18 protein-coding genes are annotated in these 23,720 nt (G+C 34.5%); 13 read left to right on the forward strand and 5 right to left on the reverse strand.

What is annotated here, in order from left to right:
* Window position 1 precedes the first annotated feature (1 nt).
* The 5 genes from ACSSV5_RS05215 to ACSSV5_RS05235 are packed head-to-tail and all read left to right on the forward strand — an operon-like array spanning window position 2 to window position 12,075.
* Entirely contained in the window at window positions 2–3,301 is a 3,300-nt protein-coding gene (locus ACSSV5_RS05215) for a VCBS repeat-containing protein (RefSeq protein WP_454245042.1), read from the forward strand.
* Window positions 3,298–6,618 carry a VCBS repeat-containing protein gene (locus ACSSV5_RS05220; RefSeq protein WP_454245043.1) on the forward strand — a complete coding sequence of 1,107 codons (3,321 nt, stop codon included), beginning with the start codon at window positions 3,298–3,300 and terminating at the stop codon, window positions 6,616–6,618. Before ACSSV5_RS05215 ends, ACSSV5_RS05220 begins: the two co-directional genes overlap by 4 nt.
* Window positions 6,608–9,853 (forward strand): VCBS repeat-containing protein, encoded by a 3,246-nt coding sequence (locus ACSSV5_RS05225; RefSeq protein WP_454245044.1) that lies wholly within the window; start codon window positions 6,608–6,610, stop codon window positions 9,851–9,853. Before ACSSV5_RS05220 ends, ACSSV5_RS05225 begins: the two co-directional genes overlap by 11 nt.
* Window positions 9,854–9,856: 3 nt before the next feature.
* On the forward strand, window positions 9,857–11,173 hold the full coding sequence (locus ACSSV5_RS05230) for a vanadium-dependent haloperoxidase (protein WP_454245045.1): 1,317 nt from the start codon (window positions 9,857–9,859) through the stop codon (window positions 11,171–11,173).
* A gap of 8 nt (window positions 11,174–11,181) precedes the next feature.
* Entirely contained in the window at window positions 11,182–12,075 is an 894-nt protein-coding gene (locus ACSSV5_RS05235; RefSeq protein WP_454245046.1) for a GyrI-like domain-containing protein, read from the forward strand.
* Between the two features lie 92 nt (window positions 12,076–12,167).
* Here ACSSV5_RS05235 and ACSSV5_RS05240 read toward each other — a convergent pair whose 3' ends face one another.
* A complete protein-coding gene (locus ACSSV5_RS05240) occupies window positions 12,168–13,172 on the reverse strand; it encodes an alcohol dehydrogenase (RefSeq protein WP_454245047.1) in 1,005 nt (334 codons plus the stop codon).
* Between the two features lie 186 nt (window positions 13,173–13,358).
* On the opposite strand from ACSSV5_RS05240, the gene miaB reads away from it, so the two are divergent.
* The 7 genes from miaB (at window position 13,359) to groL (ending at window position 19,861) form a co-directional block, all read left to right on the forward strand.
* Window positions 13,359–14,819 (forward strand): tRNA (N6-isopentenyl adenosine(37)-C2)-methylthiotransferase MiaB, encoded by a 1,461-nt coding sequence (gene miaB, locus ACSSV5_RS05245; RefSeq protein WP_454245048.1) that lies wholly within the window; start codon window positions 13,359–13,361, stop codon window positions 14,817–14,819.
* A gap of 81 nt (window positions 14,820–14,900) precedes the next feature.
* Window positions 14,901–16,184 (forward strand): sigma 54-interacting transcriptional regulator, encoded by a 1,284-nt coding sequence (locus tag ACSSV5_RS05250; RefSeq protein WP_211065844.1) that lies wholly within the window; start codon window positions 14,901–14,903, stop codon window positions 16,182–16,184.
* Window positions 16,171–16,692, forward strand: coding sequence for an LptE family protein (locus ACSSV5_RS05255; protein WP_454245049.1), 522 nt, complete (start codon window positions 16,171–16,173; stop codon window positions 16,690–16,692). Before ACSSV5_RS05250 ends, ACSSV5_RS05255 begins: the two co-directional genes overlap by 14 nt.
* Before the next feature lie 3 nt (window positions 16,693–16,695).
* The gene (locus tag ACSSV5_RS05260; protein ID WP_454245050.1) at window positions 16,696–17,433 is read left to right on the forward strand and encodes a hypothetical protein; all 738 of its coding nucleotides are present in this window, start codon (window positions 16,696–16,698) and stop codon (window positions 17,431–17,433) included.
* Between the two features lies 1 nt (window position 17,434).
* Window positions 17,435–17,785, forward strand: a complete 351-nt coding sequence (gene secG, locus ACSSV5_RS05265) for a preprotein translocase subunit SecG (protein WP_211065841.1) — start codon at window positions 17,435–17,437, stop codon at window positions 17,783–17,785.
* A 133-nt stretch (window positions 17,786–17,918) separates the two neighbouring features.
* A complete protein-coding gene (locus ACSSV5_RS05270; RefSeq protein ID WP_211065840.1) occupies window positions 17,919–18,194 on the forward strand; it encodes a co-chaperone GroES in 276 nt (91 codons plus the stop codon).
* Between the two features lie 26 nt (window positions 18,195–18,220).
* On the forward strand, window positions 18,221–19,861 hold the full coding sequence (gene groL, locus ACSSV5_RS05275; protein ID WP_454245051.1) for a chaperonin GroEL: 1,641 nt from the start codon (window positions 18,221–18,223) through the stop codon (window positions 19,859–19,861).
* A gap of 51 nt (window positions 19,862–19,912) precedes the next feature.
* Here the strand turns inward: groL and ACSSV5_RS05280 are convergent, their stop codons facing one another.
* The 3 genes from ACSSV5_RS05280 to ACSSV5_RS05290 are packed head-to-tail and all read right to left on the reverse strand — an operon-like array spanning window position 19,913 to window position 21,933.
* Window positions 19,913–20,281 carry a sulfite exporter TauE/SafE family protein gene (locus ACSSV5_RS05280; RefSeq protein WP_211065838.1) on the reverse strand — a complete coding sequence of 123 codons (369 nt, stop codon included), beginning with the start codon at window positions 20,279–20,281 and terminating at the stop codon, window positions 19,913–19,915.
* A gap of 19 nt (window positions 20,282–20,300) precedes the next feature.
* Window positions 20,301–21,242 carry a lytic transglycosylase domain-containing protein gene (locus ACSSV5_RS05285; protein ID WP_454245052.1) on the reverse strand — a complete coding sequence of 314 codons (942 nt, stop codon included), beginning with the start codon at window positions 21,240–21,242 and terminating at the stop codon, window positions 20,301–20,303.
* 1 nt (window position 21,243) lies between these two features.
* Entirely contained in the window at window positions 21,244–21,933 is a 690-nt protein-coding gene (locus ACSSV5_RS05290) for an alpha/beta hydrolase (RefSeq protein WP_454245053.1), read from the reverse strand.
* Window positions 21,934–22,071: 138 nt separating this feature from the next.
* Here ACSSV5_RS05290 and ACSSV5_RS05295 point away from each other — a divergent pair, with 138 nt between their 5' ends.
* Entirely contained in the window at window positions 22,072–22,335 is a 264-nt protein-coding gene (locus ACSSV5_RS05295; RefSeq protein ID WP_454245054.1) for a GNAT family N-acetyltransferase, read from the forward strand.
* A gap of 2 nt (window positions 22,336–22,337) precedes the next feature.
* Here ACSSV5_RS05295 and mtaB read toward each other — a convergent pair whose 3' ends face one another.
* Window positions 22,338–23,675, reverse strand: coding sequence for a tRNA (N(6)-L-threonylcarbamoyladenosine(37)-C(2))-methylthiotransferase MtaB (gene mtaB, locus ACSSV5_RS05300; RefSeq protein WP_454245055.1), 1,338 nt, complete (start codon window positions 23,673–23,675; stop codon window positions 22,338–22,340).
* Window positions 23,676–23,720: the final 45 nt, after the last annotated feature.

Consider the following 23,720-nt stretch of genomic DNA (forward strand, 5'->3'; position numbering starts at 1 on the left):
GATGTATAAATTCCCTTTTATTGTTATCGGTTTACTACTGTTGCTTTGGTCGTGTCAAAACAATCATCAAAGGCAAGAAAAAATAGATGTAGGTTTTAATGTATTAACTTCTCAATCTACTAATATTAAGTTTAATAACAAGCTAACTTCAAAACCTGAACTTAATATTTTAAATTACCTCTATTTCTACAATGGTGCTGGTGTTTCTGTTGCTGATTTCAATAATGACAACTTGCCCGATATATTTTTTTCTGGCAATCAAACACAAAATCAACTTTATCTCAATAAAGGCAATTTAAAATTTGAAAATATTACTAATTCTTCTCAAGTCCCCAAAAACAATTGGTCAACGGGTGTGACTTCTGTAGATATTAATCAAGATGGTTTGATGGATATTTATATTTGTCAAGTTACAGGATTAAATGATACTAAAACTTACAATCAATTGCTCGTTAATCAAGGTCTTAATAAAAAAGGGATTCCAACCTTTAAAGATGAAGCTGAAAAATATGGTTTAAATATTTCAAGCTATGCCCAACAAGCAGGTTTTTTTGATTATGACAAAGACGGTGATTTAGATTTGTTCCTCCTTAATCATTCACTTCACCCCAACCGCACTTATGGCAATGGCAATAAAAGACTAGAATTTCATCCCTTAGCTGGAGATAAGTTATTCGAAAATCAAAACAGCAAATTTGTTGAAATCACTTCTAAAAGCAATATCTTTTCTAGTGAAATTGGATACGGCTTAGATTTCAGCTTGAGTGACATCAACTTTGATGGCTTTACCGATATTTATATAGGCAACGATTTTTTTGAAAATGATTATCTCTACATCAACCAAAGAAACAAAACATTTTTAGACATTATTTCTCAAAATCAAAATGCACTTGGACATACCACACATTTTTCAATGGGAAATGCTATCGCTGATATAAATAATGACCTAAAACCCGATATCCTTTCCGTAGATATGCTTCCTGAACATATAGAAGAATACAAAGTGTCAGGCACAGAATATCCTTATTTAACCTATCAACAATACCTTAAAAACAATTATGCACCGCAATATATGAGCAACACCTTGCATCTCAATCAAGGAAATCTCAATTTCAGTGAAGTGGCTAACTCAAAGAATGTTGCTGCAACAGATTGGTCTTGGTCTGCGTTGATAGCCGATTTTAATAACGATAGCAGCAACGATATTTTTATCAGTAACGGTATTTTTGGAGCGACAAATGATATGGATTTTATCAATTTTATTTCTGATAAAACCTATCAAAACAAAATTAATCAAGGCCTAGAAAAAAAAGATTTGAATCTTTTAGAAAAGCTTCCAAAATACAAAAAACAAAACAAATTATTTTTAAATAAAGATAACAAAAGTTTTAAAGACACCTTTAAACATTGGAAGAAACAACCAACCTCCTACTCTAACGGCTCGACTTATGTAGACTTAGACAATGACGGTGATTTAGATATCATCGTCAACAACATCAACGACGAAGCTATGATTTATGAAAACCTATCGAACGCCAACTATCTGAAAATAAAATTTGACGGAAACAAACCCAACCAAAACGGCATTGGGACTAAAGTCGTTTTATTTGTAGATGGCAAAAAAATGCTTCGTGAAAATTACGTGAACCAAGGTTATATGTCTTCAACAATACCTGAAATACATTTTGGCCTCGGTCAAACCAAAACTGTAGATTCCGCTTGGGTGATTTGGCCAAATGATCAATTTCAAAGTTTAAATAACATCAAAATCAACCAAACACTTACCGTGAAACAATCAAATGCCATCTCAAAGTTTGATTACACTATTTTAAACTCAACAGATTTGTTTGAGAATATTTCCTCTAAAAAAATTCCATTTGAACATTATGAATATCAATCTTACGAATTTAGTCGCCAACCGCTCATTCCTTATATGAATGCAAATCTCGGTCCAAAAGTCAGTATAGCTGATATCAATCAAGATGGTTTAAATGATATTTTTATCGGAAACGCCAAGTTCAAACCAAGTCGATTATTTGTTCAACAAGCCGATGGAAGTTTTCAATCTCAACAAGAAGATGTTTTTAGAACCCACGAGAAAAATGAAGATCTCGATCAAAAATTTATAGACATTGATAACGATAATGATTTAGATTTAATCGTGATTTCTGGCGGCAACGAATTTCAATCTGGTGTAGCTTTACAACCAAGATTATATCTTAATGATAATGGAAAGTTTATCTTCAAAGACAAGGCTTTTCCAGTGTTAAATCAGCAATTCAATAGCATAGCCACAACCGATGTCAATCAAGATGGTTATATTGATGTTTTTCTTGGGGCAGGTATAGATTTTAATACTTTTGGTCAATCGCCTAAAAGTTATCTACTACTCAACCAACAAAGCAACAGCTTTAAAGATGCTACGCGTGCATATTTATCTTCGCATCAATTAGGAATGATAAGAGATGCACAATTTAAAGACCTCAATAATGACGGTCAGGTTGAATTGATAATTGCTGGACATTTTATGCCAATTCAAGTTTTTGAATTAAAGAACAATTCATTTGAAAAAATAAATATCAAAGCTCTTGAAAATTCAAATGGTTTGTGGAATACCATTCATTTTGTAGATATTGACCACGATGGACTTCAAGATATCATTGCTGGAAACTTTGGCACCAACACCAAGTTAAAAGCAAGTTTTGAACAACCTCTAAAATTGCATCTCAACGACTTCAATCAAAATGGACAAACCGAAAGCCTGTTGAGCTATTTTCATCAAGACAAAGAAGTTTTATTCAACACCAAAGACGAATTAGCTGCTCAAATTCCTACAATCAACAAAAAATTTAGAAGCTACAAAGCTTTCGCCAAAGCTGAAATTGAAGATGTTTTTGATCCCAAACTCTGGAATGGTGCTGATAAAAAATATGTCTATACTTTAGAAACAAGCTTCTATAAAAATTTAGGTAACTTCAATTTTAAAAGTGTAAACTTGCCACAAGATGTACAGTTTTCATCCGTTAACGCTGTTTTAGATACAGATGTAAATGGTGATGATTTACCAGAATTAATTTTAACTGGAAATCGATTTAACCTCAACACACAACTCGGTCAATTAGATGCCAATCACGGATTGATTTTAAAATACAAAAACAACAGATTTTCGGTATGGAAAAATCATAACTTGAATCTTAAAGGTCGAATAAATTCAGCTGAAACTATTAAGATTAAAAATGAAAAATGGCTTATTTTTGGGTCAAATAACGACAGCTTACAAATTAGAAAATTATTAAAATGAAACGAATATTTGGTTTTTTATCAATATTTATTATACTGAGTTGTCAGAATAAAAATACTCAAACTGAAAAGCTAACTTCAGAGAAAAACATTCCCGAAAATCCTGTTTTTAAACTGATGAAAAGTGAACAAACTGGAATCGATTTTGCCAATAATATTCAAAACAAAGAAGATTTTAACATATTTAGCTATAGATATTTTTATAATGGTGGCGGTGTTGGCGTTGGTGATATCAATAATGACGGTTTTGAAGATATTTATTTCACAGCCAATCAAGGTCAAAATAAACTTTACCTCAATAAAGGTAATTTTCAATTTGAAGACATTACCAAAAAAGCTAAGGTTAGTGGCAGTAAGGCTTGGTCAACTGGCGTGGCTTTTGTAGATATCAATCAAGATGGCTTATTGGATATCTATGTCTGCAATGCTGGCAACCAAAAAGGCGATGACCAAAAAAACGAACTCTTCATCAATCAAGGTGATTTAACCTTTACAGAAGAAGCTGAAAAATACGGCTTAGATGAGTCGGGATTTACAACTCACGCTGCGTTTTTTGATTATGACAATGATGGCGATTTGGATGTGTATATATTAAATAACAGTTTTATTCCAGTAGCCAGTTTAGGCTTTAACAACAAACGAGAATTGCGAGCCAAAGAATGGAATGTGCCTGAAGACGTCAAAGGTGGTGGTGATAAACTGTTGGAAAACCAAAACGGCAAATTTGTTGATGTTACTGAAAAAGCAAGTATCTACGGTAGTCTAATTGGGTTTGGACTTGGCGTAACGGTTGGAGACATCAATCTTGACGGCTATAAAGATTTATACATCTCCAATGATTTTTACGAAAGAGATTACCTCTATATCAATCAAGGCGACGGCACTTTTGTAGAAGATATCACCAACCGCACTGAACATATCAGTTTATCATCTATGGGTGCCGATATGGCCGACATCAACAATGACGGATATTATGAAATATTTTCTACCGATATGTTGCCTGAAGGCGATGCCCGATTAAAAACCACAACCAATTTTGAAAATTACGATTTGCAACAACTCAAAATAAATCGCGGATTTTATAACCAATTTATGCAAAATGCACTTCAATTCAACGACGGCAATGGCCATTTTAAAGAAATTTCACTATTCAGTGGCATCGCTAAAACCGATTGGTCTTGGGGAGCATTATTATTTGATATGAATAATGATTCGTATAAAGATTTATACGTGTCTAATGGCATCAAACAAGATTTGACCAATCAAGATTTTATTGATTTTTTTGCTGATGAAGTCTATCAAAAAATGACCACATCAGGTCAAAAAACTGGTCAAGACTCTATCATCAATATTATGCCAAGTCATCCTGTTCCCAACTACGCTTTTGTCAATCAAGGCGATTTGACTTTTAAAAACAAAACCCACGAATTTGGTTTTGACATCAAAAGTTTTTCTAATGGAGCTACTTATAGTGATTTAGACCAAGATGGCGATTTAGATTTAGTGGTCAATAATATTGATAGTGAAGCTTTTGTTTTTAAAAACAATTCTGAAAATAAAAATTACCTCAACCTCAATTTAAAATTTAAAAAACCAAATGTGTTTGGTATTGGAACTTTAGTCAAAGCTTATGTTAATAAACAAATCATCAGCAATGAAGTTATGCCTACGCGTGGATTTCAATCTTCTGTAACTTATCAATTGCATTTTGGCTTGGGTGATGCACAAAACATAGATTCACTTCAAGTCATTTGGCCAAATGCGGAATACCAAACCTTAAAAAACATCAAAGCCAATCAAAGTCTAAACATCTCATACAATAGTTCAAATACATCTACTTACTCTTATTCTAAAACGCAGTCAGATTCTAATCTTTTTAAAATCATTGAACCTCAAGTAGAAAGCCATAACGAAGATTTTTATGTCGATTTTGACCACGAAGGTTTAATTTTTAAAATGCAATCTCGAGAAGGACCAACAATGAGTCATGGTGATATCAATGGCGATGGACAAGATGAAGTTTTTATAGGTGGTGCTAAAGGTCAAGCCGCTCAACTGTTTAATTTGAAAGGTCAAAACATCTCATCCCAAAATCAAACGTTATTTGATAAAATGGCAAAATTTGAAGACACCGCTTCAACTTTTGTGGACATCGATGGCGATGGTGATTTAGATTTGATACTTGGCTCGGGCGGCAATTTTAAAGATGAAACCAACAAACTATACCAGATTCGGGTTTTAAAAAATAATGGCAAAGGTATTTTTGAACTTTTTCAAACCATATCTAACCGCTACAACACAGCAGTTATTAAAGCTTCTGATTTTGACCAAGATGGTGACAAAGATTTGTTCGTAGGTAATTTTTCGGTGCCTGGCATCTACGGCATTAACCCCAAAAGTAAACTCTTTGAAAATAATGGAGAAGGTAAGTTTACAGACATCACAGTGCAAAAAGCTTTCGATTTTAAAAATCTCGGAATGGTTAAAGATGCCATTTGGCACGACTTTAATGATGACAACATTGCAGACCTTATCGTTGTTGGCGAATGGATGCATCCCGTGTTTTTTAAAAACAACGGGCGACGATTAGAGCAATTCAACACTAACCTCAATCAGTATAAAGGTTTGTTTAATGCTGTAATGGCTTTAGATATTAATAATGATGACCAAAAAGAGCTGATATTTGGTAACTATGGACAGAATTTCAAATTACAACCAACTTCAGCACAACCAGCAAAACTTTTTGTGAATGATTTTGATGACAACGGCACCATTGAACAAATCATTACAAGACATATTGATGATAAAGATAAACCTTATCAACTCAAGCGCGAATTGGCGAATCAAATTCCAAGCATCAAAAAAGATAATATGTCCTATAAAAAATTCGCTGAGCAATCTATATCAGAATTGTTTGGCAAAGACAAAGTCAATCAAGCCATAACAAAACAACTGACGGAGTTGGCGTCTTTTGTAGCATTTAAAACGTCTAACACTGAATACGGTATCAAATATTTACCTTCAGAAACCCAATGGTCGTCAATTCAAGCACTTAACTCCATAGAAATGAATGGTGAAATTTTTATTGTAGCCGCAGGAAACTTTTATCACTTCAAACCGCAATTTGCTCGTCTTGATGCTTCAAAAGGACATCTTGTTGGATATAAAAACGATGAATTTTATCTTAAAAAGAATACCAATTTTAAAATCAAAGGCGAAGTGAGAACTTTAAAAACAACGACAGATCAAAATAATAAGCATTACATTTTAGCGGGCAGAAATAATGATAAACCTTTAATTTTTAGATATGAACCATAAAATAATCATATCACTTGTCTGTATTGTGTTCTTCTTTTCTTGTCAAAAAAAACAAGAGATAAAGTTTGAACGTTTGTCAGCTGACAAAACAGGATTAGATTTTAATAACAAACTTGTTGAAACAGAAAATGCTAACATATTAGACTATTTATATTTCTACAACGGCGGTGGCGTTGCCGTTGGCGATATCAATAGAGATGATAAGGTAGATATTTTTTTAACTTCAAATCAAGGTGATAACAAACTCTACATCAATCAAGGGAATTTTAAATTTAAAGACATCACCGAACAAGCTGGAATTCAACAAAACTCTGATTGGAATACTGGTGTAAGTATGGCCGATGTCAACGGCGATGGACTTCTCGATATATATGTTTGTGCCGTCGCTGGCATTAATGGTTTTAAAGGTCATAATGAACTTTATATCAACAATGGTGATGAAACTTTTACAGAACAAGCCAAAAAATATGGATTAGATTTTGACAACTATTCCTCTTCTGCTGCTTTTTTTGATTATGATAATGATGACGATTTAGATTTATATTTGCTCAATCACGCCGTGCATACACAAAATTCGTATGGTAAAGCTTCACTCAGAAACGAACGAAATTACGAAACTGGCGATAAACTATTGCGAAACGACAACGGTAGTTTTGTTGATGTCAGCGAAAAATCAGGCATCTATGGTGGCGTAAATGCTTATGGCTTAGGTGTTGCCACAGCCGATTTTAATAACGATGGTTGGACAGACATATATGTCAGCAACGACTTTCACGAAGACGACTATCTCTACATCAACAACGGAGATGGCACGTTTACAGAATCTTCAAAATCAATGACAACAATGATGAGTCGGTTTTCTATGGGAAGCGATGTTGCCGATATCAATGCCGATGGTTTTATGGATATTCTTAGCTTAGATATGGCACCTGATGATGAAGTTGTAATCAAGCGTTCAATGGGCGATGAGAATTATGAAATGTCACAATTTAGAGTTGAAAGACTTGGCTATCATTATCAATATTCTAGAAATATGCTTCAAGTCAATCAACATGGAGAATATTTCAAAGAAACCGCCATACTCAGCGGTATCGAAGCCACCGATTGGTCTTGGGCAGCCTTGTTTGCCGATTACGATTTAGACGGCCATCAAGATATATTCATCTCAAACGGAATTCCTAAACGACCTAATGATTTAGATTATATCAATTATATTTCAAACGAAAGCGTCAAACAAAAGATAGAAAACACGAGTTTAATTGACCAAAAGGCTTTAGATAAAATGCCTGATGGCAAACTCCAAAATAGAATTTTTAAAGGTTCTGAAGGTTTAAAATTTAAAAACAAAACTGAAAATTGGTTACCAGAAGAACTCACCTACTCTACTGGCACAGCTTATGCCGATTTAGATAATGATGGCGATTTAGATTTGGTTGTCAACAACATTAATGAAAGTGCAGGCGTTTATCAAAACCATTCACCTAAGAAACATACATTTTTAAAACTCAATTTTGATTATAAACCTAAAAACAAAACTGGAATCGGCACTAAAGTCATAGCCTATTACAACGGAAAATCACAATGGCGTCAGCTTTATGCCACCAAAGGTTTTCAATCTTCATCTGAGCAAAAAATATTTTTCGGGTTTGATACCATTTCAAAAATTGACTCTTTAAAAATCATTTGGCCAGACCAAACTTACCAAGTGGCAGAAGATGTCAAAACCAACCGAACGCTTAATATCAAAAGAATTTATAATAGAGATTCCTTTGATTATAAAACTTTAAAACCGAAGATGAAACCGCTTTTAACTTCAGTTGATAGTTTGCCTGGATTAAATTTCTCTCATCAAGAAAATCGCTATATCGATTTTAAACGTCAGGGTTTAATCCCTTATCAAATCTCAGATCGTGGTCCAGCCTCAGCCGTTGGCGATCTCAACAACGACGGGCTTGATGATGTGTTTTTTGGAAGTTCAAAGTTTATAAATCCACAAATTTTCATTCAAAATGACAGTGGTTTTGAGTTATATAAAAATAAAAATTTTGAAGCATTAATCAAAGCCGAGAATATTTTTGCAGATATATCAGATTACAACAATGACGGCAAAAATGATTTATTAGTAGGTAATGCTGGTGGTGAGTTTTATGGCCGTTCCTCTGCACTAACAGACCGCCTTTTTGTTCAGCAAGACACTACTTTTTCGGCTATAGAATTGCCTCAAAATTTTCTTCACACTTCCGTGATTTTAAAAGATGGTAAAACCTGTCCAAACCTTTACGGATTTGGTCACGCCGTGAGTAGTGATTTTGGCAAAAAACCTAATGCCTATATTTTTAAAAACAATTGCCATGGTTTTGAAAATATAAAATCTGACTTGCTCAAAAACTTTGGTATGGTTACCGATGCTATTTGGTTTGATATCAACAACGACGGCGAAAAAGAAATCATCACCGCAGGCGAATGGATGCCACCAAAAATTTTAAAGATAAAAAACGAGCAAATCAAAGATATTTCAAAAGAGTTTCTACCTCAAAACCTCAATGGACTTTGGCAAAGTATCGCTTTATTTGATATTGAAAACGACGGACAACAGGAAATTGTGTTAGGCAATTTCGGCACGAATACAAAATTCAAAGCATCTGATGAAAAACCTTTACGGCTTTACTATGCCGACTTTGACAATAATGGTCAAACTGAAAGTATAGTATGTATCAACACAAACGGTAAGTATTATCCTATCAACAGTTTTGATGAATTATCTCAACAAATGCCATCGCTTAAAAAGAAATTTAATTCCTACAAAGCTTTTGCAGGTAAATCTATTGATGAAATATTTAATAAAACCCAACTCGATAAAGCTGAAATTCTCAAAGTTCATACAACCGCTTCAGGTTATCTCAAACTCGAAAATAAAAAATGGGTTTTTCATCCACTTGACGACTATTTTCAAGTCGCACCAATAACCGCTTTAAAACCAATAGACCTCAACAATAACGGACAAAATGAATTGTTAATCGGCGGAAACTATTTCGGTGTAAAACCCTATCACGGTCGGTTTGGTAGTTTTGCTGGCGGTGCTTTGAGTCAAAATGGGCAATGGCTAACTGCCGAAGATATTGGCGTTAATTTTTACAACAAAGCGGTTGTTAATTTTAATATTTTAAATTACAAAATGGAAAAATATTTGATGGTAACTTATAATAATGATGCCATTGAATTGTATAAATTATAAAAAATGAAAACATTCAAATTTCTAATACTTCTACTGGCAGTTGGAGTTTTGAGTTGCAAGTCAAAACAAGACATAGAAGTTACACCAGATGATTATCACAACGCACTTGACAAACTCACAGAAGTGATGGTTTACGATATCTTTTCGCCTCCAGTAGCCAGCCGTGTGTATGCATATCCAAGCATTGCAGCTTATGAAATCGTTGTTCAAGATACTACAAACAACTATAATTCTTTAAGCGGACAAATTGAGCATTTCTCTCCCATTCCAAAAGCTAAAAATTTGTCTGAAGTCAACCTTAATATGGCAGCTGTAATGGCTTATCTCAATGTTGGTGAAGAACTGATTTTTTCTACTCAAAAAATCAAAACCTATAAAGATAGTATTTATCAAAACTGGTCTAAATCATCAAAGTTTGAAAAGAGTTTAGACTATGCCAATCAAGTGAGTCAACACATTATGGAATGGGCAAAACAAGACAATTATGCCCAAACCCGAACAATGCCTAAATTTTCTATCAACACAGAAGACCCATCGCGTTGGGTGCCAACACCACCAGATTATATGGATGGCATAGAACCCAATTGGGATAAAATGCGAACTTTTGTTTTAGATAGTGCTTCACAATTTAAACCTGAAAAACCAACACCGTTTTCAATAGAAAAAGATAGTCAATACTACAAAGAAGTCATGCATGTTTACAATACGGTGAATAAAGCCCGTGAACTCGGCGATAAATCTGAAATGATTGAGATTGCACAGTTTTGGGATTGCAATCCTTATGTCTCAACCCACAAAGGTCATATGATGTTTGCTACTAAAAAAATTACGCCAGGTGCTCATTGGATTCTTATTAATAAAATAGCCGCTAAAAAAGCAAATTTTAATTTTGCTGAAACGGTTAGAAGTTACGCTTTTTTGTGTATAGGAATTTATGACGCTTTTATAAGTGTTTGGGAAGAAAAATATGATACTAATGCCATTAGACCAGAAACCGTTATCAATCGCTATATCGACGAACAATGGACGCCCATCTTACAAACGCCACCTTTTCCTGAATACACTAGCGGACACTCAGTGGTTTCTGGTGCAGCATCAGAGGTGCTGACCGATATTTATGGCGATGATTTTTCTTTTGAAGATCCTTCGGAAACGACTTACGGTTTGCCTGTGAGAAGTTTTAATTCCTTTAGAGAAGCTGCAAAAGAAGCGATGATGAGCCGTTTGTATGGCGGGATTCACTATATGCCTGCCAACACAAATGGCTTAAAACAAGGACAACAGGTTGGGCGATATGTAGTTCAAAACATCAATTTGTAAATTATTTTATGAAAAAAATCTTTGGATTTATTGGTGTTCTATTTCTTATCATTTTAATTTGGTTCAGTTTTTTTAAAACCTATGACCATCAAATCGAATTCACAGTTGATTTACCTCAAGGTACTATTTATCATATGATTTTAGATCCCAATACTTGGGATAATAAAAGCATAAAAACTGAACACAAAGCTTTATTTCAAAGTATAAAACAAACCATGAAAATCAACCAAACGCCTTTTGAACTTTTGTGGGAATTTAAAAATATTAATGATACAAATTCAAGGGTTAAACTTTATTTTAAAAATAAAAATCACAGTCTATCTGAACGTTACAAAAGTCTATTCAATCAATCTCAGAATTTAGATAGTCTGATCCAAATTTCAAAACATTTAAAAGATAGTGCTGATAAATTTTCTGAGATTTTTAATATAACCATTCAAGGCATTGATACCATTAATTCTACAGCATATTTATATATTGAACACCAAGCTAAACGTGCTGATAAAGCGAGATATATGATTAACAGCAATCCGTTATTGTTCAGCAAAAATCAGGACAGTTTAGTAACTAAAAACGGTAAGACTTTTGTCAAAGTAAACTATTGGCAACCCAAGACAGATAGCATTTCCTTTCGATATGCCTTTCCTGTTGAAAGTCAAAGCACCTACCCTACTGACCAATTTGTTAAAGCTGATACTTTAAAATCTCAAAAAGCATTAAAAGCTATATTTCACGGCAATTACAGCATTTCAGACCAAGCATGGTTGGCGATGTATCATTATGCCAAACGTAAAGGAATCGAGTTGGACTTATCGCCAGTAGAAATTTACTTTAACAACCCGATGCTTGGTGGAGATGATACCAAATGGAAGACCGAAATTTATATGCCGATTAAAGAATAAATTATAGATAAAAATCAATTTTCAGAATCTTTCGTCCTTAAACCATTCAAATGTTTATAGTTTATGAATTTTTAAATCGAACTGATGTTTAATTATGGTTTTAAAACCACACGAAATCTAGATTGATTATTTATCATTCTATCATAGGCTTCATTAACATCATCAAGACTGTATTCTTCAATCATAGGTTTAGCACCAAATAATGCACTAAAATTCAAAGTGTCTTCAGAGTCAGTTGGTGTTCCGCTGGGCCAACCCGCTGCAGATTTTCTTCCCATTAGCATTTCCATTGGTCTAACTTCAACAGGTTCTGGAGTTGCTCCAACCATCAATAGTTTTCCATCAACACCAAGACCTCCAACAACTGAAGTCATAGCCTTTCCACTTGGTGCAGTTCCTAAAATTAATTTAGCTCCACCCAATTCTTGTAGTTTTTCTGCGGCGTTTTCAGATTTGGCATTGATAAAATGATGAGCACCAAGTTTAGTGGCTAAATCTTTTTTATCATCGCTTGTAGAAATCGCAACTGTTCGCATTCCCATTTTATTAGCGTATTGAATAGCCAAATGTCCAAGTCCTCCTATTCCTTGTATAGCGACTAAATCACCTGCTATAATACCCGAATTTCTTAATCCATTAAAAACCGTTATCCCTGCACATAACAAAGGTGCTGCTTCCTCAGATTTTAACTCATCAGGGACTGCTACAAGTGCTTCTTGAGGTGCACACATATATTCGGCATAACCGCCATCATAAGAAATCCCACTTACCTTTGCATTTTGACAAGAAATAAAATCTCCCCTACGACAAGGTTCACATTCAAAGCAATGACCACCGTGCCAGCCAACACCTACACGTTGATTTTTACTCCAAATATTGACATCAGCCCCAACTTCTTCAACAATTCCGATAACTTCGTGCCCTGGAATTCTTGGATATTCAAGACCTGGATAAGTACCGTCTTTTACAAACGCATCTGAATGACAAATACCACAAGCTTGAACTTTAATCAAAACTTCGTTGCTCTTTGGAGTTGGTTTGTCTATCTCTACGATTTGAAACTCTCCTTTTGCTTCTTTAATTTGTGCTGCTTTCATTTTTATTTAATTTAAAAGTTGATAAGTAATTTTTTTTAAAAATAGCACAAGTAAAAAACATGACGTCTTAAAATTATAATAAAACTTGTTTGCTTATTAATACTTCTAAATCTTCAAAAAAAAGAACATGATGACACTTTGTCAGAAACTTAAGACCGACTATCTTTGCAGAAATAAAATGGTTTGATGGAGAAAATAATTGATGAAAACAAACAAGGTGAAGCTTTGGTGAAAACCCAAAATAAAAGCAATACCAAAAATCTATATATAGAAAGTTACGGCTGCCAAATGAATTTTAGCGACAGCGAAATCGTGGCGTCTATTCTTTCAGAAAATGGTTATAATACGACTTCAATTCTTGAAGATGCAGATTTAGTGTTGGTCAACACCTGCTCAATTCGCGATAAAGCTGAGCAAACCGTCAGAAAACGACTTGAAAAATTTAACGCCGTTAAAAAACACAACAGCCAAATGAAAGTCGGGGTTTTAGGTTGTATGGCCGAACGCCTAAAAAGCAAATTTCTCGAAGAAGAAAAAATCGTGGATTTAGTGGTTGGTCCAGATGCTTATAAAGATTTACCTAATTTGCTCGAAGAAGTTGAAAGCGGTCAAAGTGCTGTCAACGTCATTTTATCTAAAGAAGAAACCTATGCTGATGTCTCGCCGGTAAGATTGCAAAGTAATGGTGTTTCGGCTTTTGTTTCCATTACAAGAGGTTGCGATAATATGTGTACATTTTGTGTTGTGCCATTTACGAGAGGTCGAGAGCGTTCTCGCGACCCACAAAGCATCATAGAAGAAGTCAACGATTTATGGAAAAAAGGCTACAAAGAAATTACCTTATTAGGTCAAAATGTGGATAGCTACTTATGGTATGGCGGTGGACTGAAAAAAGACTTCAAAAAAGCCAGCCCGATGCAGCAAGCTACGGCCGTAAATTTTGCTAAGCTTTTGGATATGGTAGCTCAAGCCCAACCAAGTATGCGCATTCGTTTTTCAACATCCAATCCACAAGATATGACCATGGATGTCATAGAAAGTATGGCAAAACATAAAAATATTTGCAACTATATTCATTTACCAGTTCAAAGTGGTAGCGACAGAATTTTAAAGGCGATGAACCGTTTGCACACCCGTGAAGAATATATCAACCTGATAGATAACATCAGAAAAATAATTCCAGACTGCGGTATTTCTCAAGATATGATTGCAGGTTTCCCAACCGAAACAGAAGCAGACCATCAAGACACACTGTCGCTGATGGAATATGTCAAATACGATTTTGGATTTATGTTTGCCTACTCTGAGCGTCCAGGTACAATGGCTGAAAGAAAATTAGAAGATGATGTACCTGAAAAAGTCAAAAAAAGACGTTTACAAGACATCATTGCATTACAACAAAAACACTCTTTATACCGCACAAAACAACACCTTGGACGAGTCGAAGAAGTTTTAATTGAAAAAGAATCAAAAAAATCAGACCAACATTGGGCGGGACGTAACACCCAAAACACGATGGTGGTTTTTCCTAAGGAAAATTATAAAATCGGAGATTTTGTAATGGTCAAAATTAAAGATTGCACCAGCGCAACACTCTTAGGCGAAGCGATAAGCCCCACCAAACCTCCCCTAAGGGGAGGCTTTTAAAAAACGAAATATTAAATTATGAAGAATAAATTTAAAATATTAACAACTAATAAAAAGTCCCCTTTGGGGATTTAGGGGCTTATGGAGTCTGTTCAAGCTATAAAACAACGTTTTGAAATCATCGGTAACGATGAAGGTCTCAATCGAGCGATTGAAAAATCGATTCGTGTTGCCCCAACGGATATTTCAGTCTTAGTTACGGGTGAAAGCGGTGTTGGTAAAGAGAGTTTGCCGAAAATTATCCACTCGCTTTCTCATCGCAAACACAATAAATACATTGCAGTCAACTGCGGTGCCATTCCAGAAGGCACCATAGACAGTGAACTTTTTGGTCACGAAAAAGGGGCGTTTACTGGTGCCAGCCAATCTAGAGATGGTTATTTTCAAGAAGCCGATGGCGGAACCATTTTCCTTGATGAAGTCGGTGAATTGCCTTTAACGACTCAAGTCAGGTTACTCAGAGTTTTAGAAAATGGAGAGTTTTTAAAAGTCGGCTCTTCAAAAGTGCAAAAAACTAACGTCAGAATTGTTGCTGCCACTAATGTGAACATGGCTGAAGCTATTAAAAAGGAAAAGTTTAGAGAAGATTTATACTACCGCTTAAGCACAATTGAAATCCATTTACCACCACTTAGAGAACGCAAAGACGATATTCATTTGTTATTTAGAAAATTTGCTTCTGATTTTGCTCTCAAATACAAAATGCCAACCGTGAGATTAACTGACGATGCCGTAAAACAACTCATTAATTGCAGGTGGCATGGCAATATTCGTCAGTTAAGAAATGTGACGGAGCAACTTTCTGTTTTAGAAACCAATCGCGTAGTTGATGCTCAAACCTTATTGCAATACCTACCTGATAGTGGCAACAACTTACCTTCTGTGATTGAGCAGAAAAAGCAAAAGAGCGACTTTAGCGACGAAAGAGAAATTTTATATAAAGTGCTCTTCGATATGAAACGCGACTTAGGAGACTTAAAAAAATTGACTTTAGAGCTGATAAAATCTGATGAGAATACCGATGTCAAGAAAGAAAATGAACATCTGATCAATAAAATTTACGGTAAAAATGAAGAAAAATTTGAATCAAATGACAACGAAAGAAACCTTTCCGATGAGCAAGAATTAGAAATTCTTCAAATGCCAGAGCATAAATCATCAAAAGCTTTAGATCCACATCAAGACAAATATGATTTTGCAGAAGATATTGAAGAAGAAGAAACCTTATCTTTACAAGACAAAGAACTCGAATTAATCAAAAAATCATTGGAACGTCATCAAGGCAGACGCAAACCCGCAGCTGAAGAGTTAGGCATCAGTGAACGAACCCTATATCGTAAAATCAAGCAGTATGACTTATCATAAAATAGTTTTGAAACTCAATAAAATTATAAGTCTAAGTTTGATAGCAATTTGTTTAAGTTGTGGTGCTTATTCATTTACAGGTGCTGATACTGGAAATGCAGAAACCTTTCAGGTCAATTTCTTTCAAAACAACGCTCCTATTGTTGAGCCAGGTATAGATCGCCAGTTTACTTTAGCTTTACAAGATTTAATACAAAACCAAACTAAACTCGGGCTAACCAACTCTAATGCAGATTTAATCTACGAAGGGGAAATCACACAATACTACGTTGCTCCTATGACAGCAACTTCTAACGACAGAGCTGCACAACAAAGGTTAACAATCGCTGTGAATGTAAGATTTTACAATACATTAAATCCTGAAAAAGATTTTGAAAAAAAATTCTCTTTCTATTTTGATTTTGGTGCAAACGAACAATTGATCGGCTCAGTGAGAGATGAAGCCATTGACGAAATATTTTTAAGAATTACCCAAGATATTTTCAACGAATCCCTTACAGATTGGTAGTCTATGGAAATTGAAGAGCTCATTTCTAAAATCAAACATCCTGAACAAATTCAAGTTTCAGATGAAATGGCTTTTAAAAAACTGGCTATAAATTATCCCTACTTTCAAGCTGCTCAAGCCTTGCATTTAAAAATTTTAAAATCTCAAGAAAGTTTTGAATTTAAGCGTTATTTAAGATCTACAGCATTACACACAACCAACCGTGAAATGCTTTTTGATTTTATCAACAGAACCCTTGACGAGCAAGAGCAAGCCGTTGAAACCATCTCAAAAAACCAAGACCAAGCCGAACTTGGAATTTCTGAAGATGAAGCCCGCAAAATTAATGACCCTGATTTATTTGAAAGACGCTATCAACAGCCTCAACAAAATGACGAAAAACACAGCTTTTATGAATGGCTGAATTTAACTAAACTCAAGCCCTTAGAAAAAAACAAAAATGAAAAAAAGCTAAAATCTAACCCCGAAAGACAAAAAAAAGAAGATTTAATCAATAAATTTATAAGAGAAAATCCAAAAATAAATCAACCTGACAAAACAGATTATTCTGTTAAATTATCAGTAAAAACAAAGCCTAGCCAAGAAATGATGACAGAAACTTTGGCGAAAATATACTTGGAACAAAAAAAATATGACAAAGCTATTGAAGCTTATAACATATTAATTTTGAATAATCCCAAAAAAAGTGGTTTCTTTGCAGACCAAATAAAAATGATTAAAGCATTACAAGAACATAATTGATATGAGTACGTTTACAATATTTCTTCTTCTCATCATAATTGTAGCCTTTTTACTAATATTAGTAATTATGGTTCAAAACCCAAAAGGTGGTGGTTTATCATCCTCATTTGGCGGTGGTGGTTCACAGCAAATTGGTGGTGTAAAACAAACTTCAGACTTTTTAGACAAAAGCACTTGGGTGTTAGCAACCTTACTTTTAGTATTAGTTTTATTATCTAACGTCAGTCTTATGTCTAATGAAACATCAGATTCTAAAATTTTAAAAACAGACAACCCTACAAAATCTCAAACAGAAACCCCGTCTGATAACATTCCTACATTACCTGCGGAAGAAAACGGAACGTCTGAGTAATTTTTTAAAATATAAAAAATATAAAATGCCAGCTTGTCATAAGTTGGCATTTTTTTTACCAAAATGTCAGCAAAAGTAAACTGGCACAATTTTAGGAAGTGTTGCTGTAGTATAATTTTAAAACTTAAATACAATGGCAATAAAAATTCAACCATTATCTGACCGCGTTCTTGTGGAGCCACAAGAAGCTGAAACCAAAACTGCATCGGGAATCATCATCCCTGATTCTGCAAAAGAAAAACCTCAACAAGGCAAGGTCGTTGCCGTGGGAAAAGGCAAAAAAGATCACGATATGACCGTCAAAGTTGGAGACACAGTTTTATATGGTAAATACTCCGGAACCGAGCTTAAACTTGATGGCGAAGATTACTTGATGATGAGAGAAGACGATATTTTAGCAATAGTATAAATCAATAATTTAAAAAATATATAACAATGGCAAAAGACATTAGATACAATATCGAAGCAAGAAACGGCATCAAAAGTGGTGTAGATAAACTTGCTAACGCAGTAAAAGTAACATTAGGTCCACGTGGGCGAAATGTGATTATTTCAAAATCATTCGGTGCACCAACCGTAACTAAAGATGGTGTTACTGTAGCCAAAGAAATTGAGCTTCAAGATGAGCTTGAGAACATGGGTGCCCAAATGGTTAAAGAAGTTGCTTCTAAAACCAATGACCTTGCTGGTGACGGAACAACAACCGCTACCGTTTTGGCACAAGCTATCGTTAAAGAAGGTTTGAAAAACGTTGCTGCAGGTGCAAATCCTATGGAACTTAAAAAAGGTATAGATAAAGCCGTAGAAGCTATTACCAAAAACCTTATAGAACAAGCTGAAGAAGTTGGCGATTCTTTGGACAAAATAAAACAAGTTGCTTCTATCTCTGCAAACAATGATGAATTAGTCGGTGATTTAATCGCTCAAGCTTTTGATAAAGTTGGTAAAGAAGGCGTCATTACTGTTGAAGAAGCCAAAGGAACTGAAACTTATGTAGATGTTGTTGAAGGCATGCAGTTTGATCGTGGTTACCTTTCTCCTTACTTTGTAACAGACAGCGAAAAAATGACTACTGATCTTGAAGATCCATACATTCTTATTGTGGATAAGAAAATTACGGCTATGAAAGATTTGATGCCTGTGCTTGAACCAGCTGCTCAAAGCGGTAAGCCTTTATTGATTATCGCTGAAGATATTGAAGGTGAAGCTTTAGCCACTTTAGTTGTTAATAAATTAAGAGGTTCATTAAAAATTGCCGCTGTAAAAGCTCCAGGTTTTGGTGATAGAAGAAAAGCTATGCTTGAAGATATCGCTATTTTAACTGGTGGAACCGTAATTTCTGAAGAGCGTGGATTTACTTTAGAAAACACGACTTTAGACATGCTTGGAACAGCTGAAAAAGTTGCTATTGATAAAGACAACACCACAATTGTTAACGGAAGTGGTAAAGAAAGTGATATTAAAAATCGCGTTAACCAAATCAAATCACAAATTGAAACCACAACAAGCGATTATGATAAAGAAAAACTTCAAGAGCGTTTAGCTAAATTAGCTGGCGGTGTTGCTGTTCTTTATGTTGGTGCGGCTTCTGAAGTTGAGATGAAAGAAAAGAAAGATCGTGTAGATGATGCTTTACACGCTACAAGAGCTGCGGTAGAAGAAGGTATTGTTGCTGGTGGTGGTGTTGCTCTCGTTAGAACACTTAAAGTGATAGAAAGCCTTAAATCAGATACTGACGATGAAGCTACTGGTATCCAAATCGTTGCTAAAGCTATTGAGTCGCCACTGAGAACCATTGTAGAAAACGCTGGTGGCGAAGGTTCGGTTGTTATCAACAAAGTGATAGAAGGCGATTTAGGTTACGATGCCAAAACAGCAACTTATGTTGATATGCTAAAAGCAGGTATCATTGATCCTAAGAAAGTAACTCGAGTTGCTCTTGAAAATGCAGCCTCAGTTGCTGGCATGATTTTAACTACTGAATGTGCCTTGACCGAAATCAAAGAAGACAACGACAACGGTTCTGGTGGTGGCGGAATGCCTCCAATGGGTGGCGGAATGCCTGGTATGATGTAATTAGTAACATCACAAGTTTATATAAACCGTCTCAAATTTGAGGCGGTTTTTTTATTTAAAAAAAATCAGTTTAATCGAAGCAATCAACATGATAACGCCAAAAATACGTTTCAATAAAAGATCGCCGATATTTACGGCAAGCTTTGATCCTAAATAGCCTCCAACAACAAATGAAATGGCAATAATTAAAGCATATTTCCAATTCAAGCCTTTTTCTGTATGATAATTGTAAGCCGCAAGAAAAGTTACTGGCACAGCCAAAACAGCCAAACTTGTTCCTTGAGCTTCATGTTGAGAAAAGCCTAATAAAAACACCATAAGTGGCACCATAATCACACCACCACCAACACCCATCATACCACTCAAAAATCCAGATAAAATTCCGATAAGCACTAAAAATAAAATGATAGTGAAATTCATAATCTAAAGTATATTTTGGTTAATATTGATTTTTTTTGGGGATTTTGATCTGATAAACTTTTCCTGAGTTATTCACAAGATAATTGTCTCTTAACCAAGGATTGTGGATTTTAAATTGTTTATAATTTAAACCGAATTGTTTCGCAAAATCAGGAATGTCTGAAATTGCCGTATCAACTTCTATGGTTTTAGTTTTAATTTGCTTATACAAATGATTTTCGTCAATATTAAATGAATACTTTTTGGGATGGCTTAAAATCTCTTTAATGGCCAAAATTCTAAAAACATAACGCTCAGTTTCCTCATTTAAAAGCAAATTGTAGTAACCTTTAGCTTTTTGACGCTCCATTTGATTAGATATTCCTGACATTCCTGCATTGTATGACGCTGCAGCAAGAGTCCAAGTTCCAAACTTTTCTTTAGCATCTTTCAAATATTCGCAAGCCACTTGAGTAGCTTTTTCTATATGATAGCGTTCATCTACATTGCTATTGATTTCTAAGCCATATTCTACACCTGTTGATTTCAAAATTTGCCAAAAACCTGTTGCACCTACAGGAGAAACAACATCTGTTAAGCCGCTTTCAGCCACGGCAAGATATTTAAAATCATCAGGAACACCATTGGCTTTAAGAATAGGCTCAATCAGTGGAAAGTACTTTTTAGCACGTTTAATCATAAGAATTCCGTTTGATTGCCAATAGGTATTCACCAAGAGCTCTCTATCCATACGTTCGTAGATGTCAGGTTGGTCAAGTGGCACGGGTTCGCCTGCAAAATTCAGAGACTTTGGTACATCAATTGAAAATACATTATAATTCTCTTCAAAAGTTTTTTTGGGATCCTCGGTTTTTATGTTTTCTTTTGCATCATCTTGATTGACAAATGAATAGCCAATACTTAAAATGCTTATCAAGCCGATTCCGAAAATAATTTTGTAAATGAATTTTGTTCTTAACATTTTATTTTTCTTTTAAAAATCCGTGTTGTATTAATTCTGGTAAATGTTCATTAAACCACCTAAAACGATTTAAAATCATAATGTGTGTACCTTCGTTAACAACAATACAATCTTTGATGTTTTTGATAGGAAAAACTTTATCATGATTGCCATGAACGTGAATGATATTTTCCATAGGCTTTGGTTGATTCCAACACACCATTTCTTTGACAGCCCAATCTAAATAAACCTTATCGTTTACTGACATATATTGTTGATATAATTTTAGTCGCTTTCTAATGGTATTCCCAACAGGTAACTTTTCAATTTCAGAAATATAATTCAGCAATCCAAAGGGCAAATATTTATAAATGCCTGTTTCACGTGCAAATTGCATAGATTTTGGTATTTCTGAAGTCTGTTTGACACTCGAAACAATAATCAAGCGTTTAACTTCTATCAATTTAGCCATTTCTTGTACCAAAACTCCACCAAACGATACACCTATCAAAACTGGATTTTTATGCTTGATATGCGTCAACATCCGTTTAGCATAATCTTGAATACTTTCATCTTTTATAGGAACTTGCCAGCTCAACCAATGTATTTCAAAACGAGTAGCATCTAATTTGATATATTCAAAAATGCTTGGGTTTGCAGCCATTCCTGGCATCAAATAAACTTGATATTTATTAGATGAAGATTTTATCATAGTTAAAAATAAATTCTTTATAAATATTTTTTGTAAATTTACAATATATTCAAAGTATCACACTGTAGATTATTTAATAATTATCTACTTCATCAAGTTTTTTGAGTTATGATCTTAGAGATTAAAAAAAACGATTTTTTGAGACAATTTGAAACTAAAGTTGAAAATTGCCTGATAAAACTTGAATATTCTGAACAAACTAAAAACATATTCTTAACCCGTTTTGAAATTCACAAATCTTTATCTTCTGAAAAATATCAAGACCTATTTATAAAATCAGTCTTAGACCTACTTGTTGAAGAAAATTGTAAAGTGGTGCCAACATGTCCTATTGTTGCTGCTTTTTTTAAAAAACACCGTTCAGAATACAAACATCTTTTACCCGCTGGAATTACGATTTAAAATTAGATTGTTTCTAAAATTTCACGTTCAACCAACTCACCTCTTATTAGACCATTGCGGTCAATATCATCTAAATATACCCTTTGAAGCGTATTGACCAAATAAGGATTCCAAGGCAATTTGACTTTAATATAGTTTTCAGTAAAACCTTGAATATAACCTTCTTTATTTTGGTCTTCAAACAAAACGGTTTTGGTTTTACCAATTTGACTTTCATAAAACGCTCGTCGTTTTTTAACAGATAAACCTCTGAGCATTTTACTGCGTTTTTTTCTTACAGATTTAGGCACAACGCCATCCACCATTTCAGCAGCTGGTGTATTGTCGCGTTCTGAATAAGTAAAAACATGCAAATATGAAATATCTAATTGATTTAAAAACTCATAAGTTTCTAAAAACAACTCATCAGTTTCGCCAGGAAAACCAACGATTACATCAACACCAATACAAGCGTCTGGCATTGTGGTTTTAATGCGTTCTACCCTATCTACATAGAGTTCTCGCATATATCGGCGACGCATTTTTTTTAATAAAGTATTGCTCCCACTTTGTAAAGGAATATGAAAATGCGGTACAAAATGTTGGCTTTGTGCTACAAAATCTATAGTTTCATCTTTGAGCAAGTTTGGCTCAATGGATGAAATTCTCAGTCGCTCAATATCTTTAACATCATCTAAAGCTTTAACCAAATCCAGAAATGTGTGTTCGTGCTTTTTGTTGCCAAATTCACCTTTGCCATAATCACCGATATTCACACCAGTTAAAACAATTTCTTTGATGCCTTGTTCTGAAATTTCTTTAGCATTTTTTAAAGCATTTCTCAACGAATCTGAACGAGAAATCCCTCTCGCTAACGGAATGGTGCAATAGGTGCATTTGTAATCGCAACCGTCTTGAACTTTCAAAAACGCACGCGTGCGATCGCCAATAGAATAAGAGCCAACGTAAAAATCAGCTTCGTCAATTTCACAGGAATGCACTTGGCCAAAATCATTTTTGCTTAAATCTTGAATGTAATCGGTAACTTTAAATTTTTCAGTTGCTCCCAAAACCAAATCAACGCCATCAACTCGAGCCAATTCCTCAGGTTTGAGTTGGGCATAACAACCAATTCCTATCACAAATGCATCTGGATTGGTTTTCAATGCTTTTTTGACAATCGTTTTAAAGCGTTTGTCTGCATTTTCAGTTACACTACAAGTATTTATCACATAAATATCAGCTTGCTGTTCAAATTCAACACGCTCAAAACCTTCATCTTGAAATTGACGAGCAATTGTTGACGTCTCAGAAAAATTGAGTTTGCAACCTAAGGTGTAAAATGCAACTTGATTAGACATTTATTAATTCTTATTTATTCACTTGTAAAAGCGATATTCTTTAGT

Source organism: Psychroflexus sp. MBR-150, from assembly GCF_053628795.1.

Bases quoted from the DNA above. Each gene is read 5' to 3' on its own strand.
- ACSSV5_RS05215 (WP_454245042.1), top strand. From the start codon at position 2: ATGTATAAATTCCCTTTTATTGTTATCGGTTTACTACTGTTGCTTTGG.
- ACSSV5_RS05220 (WP_454245043.1), top strand. From the start codon at position 3,298: ATGAAACGAATATTTGGTTTTTTATCAATATTTATTATACTGAGTTGT.
- ACSSV5_RS05225 (WP_454245044.1), top strand. From the start codon at position 6,608: ATGAACCATAAAATAATCATATCACTTGTCTGTATTGTGTTCTTCTTT.
- ACSSV5_RS05230 (WP_454245045.1), top strand. From the start codon at position 9,857: ATGAAAACATTCAAATTTCTAATACTTCTACTGGCAGTTGGAGTTTTG.
- ACSSV5_RS05235 (WP_454245046.1), top strand. From the start codon at position 11,182: ATGAAAAAAATCTTTGGATTTATTGGTGTTCTATTTCTTATCATTTTA.
- ACSSV5_RS05240 (WP_454245047.1), bottom strand. From the start codon at position 13,172: ATGAAAGCAGCACAAATTAAAGAAGCAAAAGGAGAGTTTCAAATCGTA.
- miaB (WP_454245048.1), top strand. From the start codon at position 13,359: ATGGAGAAAATAATTGATGAAAACAAACAAGGTGAAGCTTTGGTGAAA.
- ACSSV5_RS05250 (WP_211065844.1), top strand. From the start codon at position 14,901: ATGGAGTCTGTTCAAGCTATAAAACAACGTTTTGAAATCATCGGTAAC.
- ACSSV5_RS05255 (WP_454245049.1), top strand. From the start codon at position 16,171: ATGACTTATCATAAAATAGTTTTGAAACTCAATAAAATTATAAGTCTA.
- ACSSV5_RS05260 (WP_454245050.1), top strand. From the start codon at position 16,696: ATGGAAATTGAAGAGCTCATTTCTAAAATCAAACATCCTGAACAAATT.
- secG (WP_211065841.1), top strand. From the start codon at position 17,435: ATGAGTACGTTTACAATATTTCTTCTTCTCATCATAATTGTAGCCTTT.
- ACSSV5_RS05270 (WP_211065840.1), top strand. From the start codon at position 17,919: ATGGCAATAAAAATTCAACCATTATCTGACCGCGTTCTTGTGGAGCCA.
- groL (WP_454245051.1), top strand. From the start codon at position 18,221: ATGGCAAAAGACATTAGATACAATATCGAAGCAAGAAACGGCATCAAA.
- ACSSV5_RS05280 (WP_211065838.1), bottom strand. From the start codon at position 20,281: ATGAATTTCACTATCATTTTATTTTTAGTGCTTATCGGAATTTTATCT.
- ACSSV5_RS05285 (WP_454245052.1), bottom strand. From the start codon at position 21,242: ATGTTAAGAACAAAATTCATTTACAAAATTATTTTCGGAATCGGCTTG.
- ACSSV5_RS05290 (WP_454245053.1), bottom strand. From the start codon at position 21,933: ATGATAAAATCTTCATCTAATAAATATCAAGTTTATTTGATGCCAGGA.
- mtaB (WP_454245055.1), bottom strand. From the start codon at position 23,675: ATGTCTAATCAAGTTGCATTTTACACCTTAGGTTGCAAACTCAATTTT.